The following is a 5,592-nucleotide window of genomic DNA, read 5'->3' as shown; positions in this document are numbered from 1 at the left end:
ATCGTTCCTCCTCGCGGGGAAGTGGTGCGGCTGTTCGCCATGAAGCTCGTGTACTACTCCTATATCATCGTTTTGCCACTCGTTTTCCTCGATATTGCCTGGTGGCAGTTCTTGATCGGGTTCCTCGCCATGCACGTGACCGCAGGTTTGATCCTCAACCTCGTGTTTCAGCTCGCCTACGTGATCGAAGGGCCGGAATATTACGCCCGCGCGCGCGGAACAGAGCGAAATGATTGACGACGCATGGCTTGTGCACGAAATGAAAACCACGGCGAACTTCGCCCGTAGGAACCGGCTTCTTTGCTATTATGTGGCCGGTCTGAACTTCCAGATCGAACACCATCTATTCCCCAAAATCTGTAGTACTCACTATCCTGCCATCGGCTCCTATCGTCGAACAGGTGGCCCGTGAGCACGGCATTCCCTACAACGATCATCCGACGCTTTTCGGGGCATCCGGTCCCACTTTCGGAAGCTCAAGTATTTCGGCGATCCAGCCAGCATCGTAACGTTCTGAGTTTATCTAGCTATCCTCTAAACTCGAATCTAAAAGCTCATATAAGCAATAGATGGATTCAGCCTATCCGGAGCACGTCATACATGTCACGTGAACAAAGCAGAGGAGGAGAGATATACTATCGTACTGATAGTATATTTCCCTTGGAGTTTTGATCTATGAAATGCTTCCAGGCCCAACTGTCCTTCAAAGGAGATTAAACAAGCCATCACCTATTCCATTCTGAATGAGAATCAAGAACCAATCACAGCTTTACTGACAGGTAATCCGATGGAATTGGATCTCAAACCTTCCGAAGGTTCTTTTCGCTGGAGCCGTTCTTAGCATTGTGATTTTAAACTCAGCTTGATATTCCTTTTTCAGACCAGGGGAAAGCCAACTTACCCCCGAAAGAAAATTGCTGGGGTTCTGCCGTTTGAGAATTTGAGGTTGGCTGAAGATGCCTATTTTTCTGATGGAATAACCGGCGAGATCACACGTCGTTATCTGGGTTCGGAGTTGTTGCCCGCTCCAGCGCCATGCAGTACAAGAACACCACAAAGGGGCTGGTGCAAATAGGCGATAAGTTGGAGGTAGAAGTACGTTCTCGAAGGAACCATCAGTAGGAGATCCAAACCGACGGCAGCAGGTATGTCCGCGTTAATAATATTAATTTTTAATCTTATTCTTTAGAATCATCAGACAGGTAAGTCTTTAACTTGTCAGCTACGCTTTTTAAAACAGCTTCTTTATCGTAAAAACCTCTATCAATCCGGTTAAAAATAATCGCTAGTTTTTTAACATCTTTTTCATTAAGTTGAGATGCTTGTTTATTCTCCGAAGCCAATAGATCGGCAAGTTCTTCTGACTTTGCCATTTTACCGGCAATGTCTGAAATAACTTGGTCTTGATCATAATATTTTGATGCTATTTTCCCCTTGACATCCTCAATTCGTTCCTGACGAATGTCGGAGATAGAGTTTAATTTGGACTTTGCAATTTGCAAAAGTTCTTCCTGATCATGTAATTTATGCGCCCGGAGAGAAATATCCAGCTTGTCACTCTTTGGTCGGGTATTGGCGCTATCCTTCGCTTTTGCTTTATTGTTACCGTCTAGCGGTTGATTTTTAGGAATCAAGCCATTTGGTATTCCGTCAATCTTCATGTCGGCCAATCCTCTTCAATTAGAATCAAAATAGATTTTGTTACAATTTGTTTTAAATTAATCAATGTGTAATAAAAATACAAGCTATTATTCCTAATTCCGATTTGTATAAACCGAGATTAAGCATTCTTGAAAAAAGTCAATTGTTCCAAGCTCATGGGTTAGTTCTGTTTTACGTTTTTCCAAAAAAATTCTATTTTCATTTTCAATAATTAGAACATCCTCTATCACCTTAGAAATCGAATCAACCAATGTTAATATTCTAATCCTTTCTTCCTCGGTCAAGTGTTCCTGTAACTCCGACCAATTTTCATAGTAGTATTTAATATCCCTACCCCATTTCTTTAATCGATGTAGTAAACCTTCCTTATCATCTCTACTTGAAAATAACTTAGAAAAGTTCTGCTTTTTAATGCAGTCATTCTGCTTTTTTGATATTCTTAGCAATGAATTTATTGAACTCTTATGTAAATTAAGGGCATTTATTAACATCATGCCATTATGGTTATTCATAATTTCATTTCCTTGGTTCTCGGCCCGCTCTCAAACATCCTTAACTATCGTTACAATTCTCTAAAGAATTTCATCCGTTTACGTCCAAAGGGGAGAATTCTTCAATCTGTTTTTGTGTGATATACTTCTTATGACTCTTCCTGGTCTTTTTCAAAACTGACATATTTATTTTCAGCTGTTCCATTTCCTTTCGAAGTAATTCTTCATTTTTCTTATTCATGCTTAGAAGTGTCGTCAAAATAGCTTTCGCTTCACCCTTATCATTGTCAGCCAAATTGTCTTTTGAACCTTTCTTTAAATGGCTTCCTTTTGAAGAACTAAGAAGTTCCCAGCTATTTTTTAAGTGCATTTTGGAGTTTTCTATTTTCCCCATAATTGAGGTTAAATGATCCCAATCCTCTTCACTTAAGGTATAAGCCTGGTCTTCTATTAATGTTTCCAGGCGTTTTAAAGCGTTTATGTATTGTTGCCAAACAATATCAGCTACGTTGGTTTTATTCATCTTATCCTACTATCGACATATTTTGGTAATTTATTTGGGCTGATTTTGATTCTTTTGATACTTCAGGATTTTTTTGTAACATTTCACTCCATGTAGAATTCAGATCTTTGCTGATTTGTATGACAACATCCACTGCTTCTGTATCATTTTTAAGATTAATCAAGTTGAGTTCACGATACATGTATAAATAAAGTGACTGCAGATTATTTGCAATTTCACCTGCCTCAAAATTTAAAGAGCTAGTCAGCTCAATAAGAATTTCTTGACTTAATAATATTGAGTTGCATTTATCTTCAAGTTTACTAAAAATGATAAATTCCTTGGCATTGGTAAGCTCTTTTTCAAGCCTGGCAAATAACATTGAAACTAATTTCCCGGGATTTGCAGTGGACAACTGAACTTTTTTGTAGTGAGATATCTGGCTCTGGTATTCCATGTTAGTTTTATTCCCTCGTTGATATGATTTTTTGTTTAACCACTTATAATAACGCAAGTTGGGCTGTTAAAAAACTAGAAAGGCTATTCATTTGTGCTATCACTATTTCCAGGTTTATGAAACGTAATTCCAAAGTGGAAATTTTTTGACCAACCCTTATTTCCATGGCATCAATCTGTTTTTGTATATTGTCAACGGTATCCTTTAAAGAATCTTGCTTTGTGGAGACAAAGCCTGTGAATGAATCGGTAATGTTTTCAATGTGATTAAACAATTGTTCAGCGACACCCAATGTTAAAGTAATATTACCTTGCGAAGCGCCTTGTGTTGTCAATTGGCTCGTTGTAATCGAAACTTTGAGCACAAGACTGTCTATGTTTGATTCATCAGCATCCCCGGTTAAAAATTGTCCTTTGCCGGTAGCGGATTCTCCATTTATCGTCCCGGCCACATCCTGGCCAAGATATTCTGCGTCTGCCATTCCCAAATTATTTACACTCTGACTAATGGTAAATCCGTTACTAAGTCCGTGATCATTATGAGTCAGCTTTAGGTTTCCGCTGCTATTACTTGCAGTCATATTTATAGAATACCGCCCTGTCTGCGTTAAACTCATGGTACTAAAGTCTAAACTTCCTGCGCCTTCATTATTTGCCGTTAATGTGATGTCCAGGTTACTGGAACCTGTTTCGTTATTTGTTACGACAATTGCACCATTACTATCTATCGATGCGTTGACAGTGTTCTGATAAATATCCTGAATCTTGTTCAGAAGTTTTTGTACCGTATCCCCGGAAGCGATTGTATACGTGCCGGATACGGATTGACCTCTGTGGGTCTTTCCTGAAATGCTGATGGTATCTCCAACGGTAACACTATGATCGGTATTCGTCCACACTGTAAGTGAAGTAGCCGCAGCGGCACTTTCTAATATAGTTCCCGTAGAAGTTTTTATTTGCTTATGTTCTTTGGCCAATTCAGCATTGATTTGACTGACAATTGCATCGATATCAGCGCCACTTGCAATGGATACGGAAGCAATTTGGCTTGTCGCCTTATCGGTTATCGTAAGCACCTCGGCACCGGCTATCCCAGCAGTCAGATCTGTAGTTCCGGTTAAAGCGCCCTGTGTAGCTGCTTGCGTAATATTTACTGCATAGGTCCCGGCATTAGTGCTTTTTGTATGAGAAACAAATGTAACATCTCCGTCTGTCGTTGAACCGAATGCGGAAAATATTTTCATGACGCCATCAAAATCATCCTTGATTTCTTCAAGAAATTTATTTGAATCTAAAGATAATTTCCCATTTCGATCCGTATCTATTCCAACTTGGGACAAGGATCTCAAGGCCGACGGCAAAGCAGTGTTACGATCGCTTATGATAGCTCTAATTCCATTTTGTACGGAAGTTAATCCGACATCGCCAAACAGCACACCGGCTTCTTCAGTTTCTTCATCGTAGGTGAATTGTTCACTGATAAAATCGACTAATTTATTGTACTCGGTTACAAACTTTTCCACATTGTCTATTATTGCATCATAATCTCTTGTAACTGAAATGATGATGGTTTTTGTGGTATCGGCTTTTTTTAAATCAAGCGTAGTGCCACTCAGAATATCGGAAATGCTGTTTGTATTCCGAGTTACTTTTATGCCATCAATTATGAGTGAATTATCGCGACCGGCTTCAAGTTCTCCCGATTCTCCTACACCCCCGGTAACAGTTGTAGAAAATGTTCCAAAGTCCAGTGCTCCAGCACCCTCATTGTTTTCCGTTAAGGTTAAAACAAAATTACTAGTACCTGAAGTATTGTTAGTAACGACAATTTTACCATTTACATCTACTGATGCTGTAATCTCACCATTATAAGCATCCTGAATTGCAGTTAATAAATCTTGAACTGTTTGTGTGCTTTTATTAGTAATCGTAAATGTTGATGAAACCGAATCTCCGGAATGGTCTGTTCCGGAAATTGTAATTGTATCCCCATTAACGACACTTGCCCCGGTTATATCATCAAAAGTCGTAGAAGCTATTATATTATTACTTGAAGAAATCTCAGTATTTGCCACACTTCCGGTAAGCTGTTGAGCAGTGGTTCTATCTCCTTCAAGTACCCCTATAGTTTGTAAGACATTATTAACGTCTATAAATGTGGTGGTTCCGGCAATTTTTAGCTTATACACCGTCGATCCATTTTCAGTCGTTGTTACGATAGAAGCAGTTACGCCTGTTGGGGCAGCAGTATTTATATTGTCCCGGATATCACTTAATGAATCTGTTGATAGATCTATAGCGACAGTTTTATCATTGATGGTCACTGTTCCCGATGGCGGTGAGGAAAGATCATAAATTCCGCCAATCGCTGAGGAATTATCACTGAATGTGTCAGATTGGGCGCCATTGGATATTAAATGCTTAATCGAAACTGAAGATGAAACATGGAAACCTAAACTTTGTAAAACGTCCGCCGTGCTT

Annotated in this window: 7 protein-coding genes and 1 pseudogene; 3 read left to right on the top strand and 5 right to left on the bottom strand. The window is 39.4% G+C overall.

What is annotated here, in order from left to right; genetic code table 11:
• The 3 genes and pseudogenes from IIC38_15410 to IIC38_15400 all read left to right on the top strand — a co-directional run.
• The coding region (locus IIC38_15410) for a hypothetical protein (protein ID MCH8127323.1) at nt 1-237 on the top strand (237 nt) is incomplete at its 5' end.
• Nucleotides 230-509: pseudogene (locus IIC38_15405) on the top strand (fatty acid desaturase). The gene IIC38_15410 and the pseudogene IIC38_15405, both read left to right, overlap by 8 nt.
• Before the next feature lie 353 nt (nt 510-862).
• Nucleotides 863-1,075, top strand: coding sequence for a hypothetical protein (locus tag IIC38_15400; GenBank protein ID MCH8127322.1), 213 nt, complete (start codon nt 863-865; stop codon nt 1,073-1,075).
• Between the two features lie 103 nt (nt 1,076-1,178).
• On the opposite strand, the gene IIC38_15395 is transcribed toward IIC38_15400, so the two are convergent.
• The 5 genes from IIC38_15395 to fliD form a co-directional block, all read right to left on the bottom strand.
• The gene (locus IIC38_15395; GenBank protein MCH8127321.1) at nt 1,179-1,661 is read right to left on the bottom strand and encodes a hypothetical protein; all 483 of its coding nucleotides are present in this window, start codon (nt 1,659-1,661) and stop codon (nt 1,179-1,181) included.
• A gap of 93 nt (nt 1,662-1,754) precedes the next feature.
• Complete coding sequence (locus IIC38_15390; protein MCH8127320.1) at nt 1,755-2,174, bottom strand: hypothetical protein; 420 nt, start codon at nt 2,172-2,174, stop codon at nt 1,755-1,757.
• Between the two features lie 70 nt (nt 2,175-2,244).
• Entirely contained in the window at nt 2,245-2,676 is a 432-nt protein-coding gene (locus tag IIC38_15385) for a hypothetical protein (protein MCH8127319.1), read from the bottom strand.
• A 1-nt stretch (nt 2,677) separates the two neighbouring features.
• Nucleotides 2,678-3,112 carry a flagellar export chaperone FliS gene (gene fliS / locus IIC38_15380; GenBank protein ID MCH8127318.1) on the bottom strand — a complete coding sequence of 145 codons (435 nt, stop codon included), beginning with the start codon at nt 3,110-3,112 and terminating at the stop codon, nt 2,678-2,680.
• A 43-nt stretch (nt 3,113-3,155) separates the two neighbouring features.
• On the bottom strand, nt 3,156-5,592 hold a 2,437-nt coding region (fliD, locus tag IIC38_15375), incomplete at its 5' end, for a flagellar filament capping protein FliD (GenBank protein MCH8127317.1).

It is taken from the genome of candidate division KSB1 bacterium (assembly GCA_022566355.1).
Taxonomy (GTDB): domain Bacteria; phylum Zhuqueibacterota; class JdFR-76; order JdFR-76; family DREG01; genus JADFJB01.
The sequence above is the reverse complement of the archived record's forward strand: the minus strand, read 5'-3'. Positions and strand labels throughout refer to the sequence as shown.

Bases quoted from the DNA above. Each gene is read 5' to 3' on its own strand.
- IIC38_15395 (MCH8127321.1), bottom strand. From the start codon at position 1,661: ATGAAGATTGACGGAATACCAAATGGCTTGATTCCTAAAAATCAACCG.
- IIC38_15390 (MCH8127320.1), bottom strand. From the start codon at position 2,174: ATGAATAACCATAATGGCATGATGTTAATAAATGCCCTTAATTTACAT.
- IIC38_15385 (MCH8127319.1), bottom strand. From the start codon at position 2,676: ATGAATAAAACCAACGTAGCTGATATTGTTTGGCAACAATACATAAAC.
- fliS (MCH8127318.1), bottom strand. From the start codon at position 3,112: ATGGAATACCAGAGCCAGATATCTCACTACAAAAAAGTTCAGTTGTCC.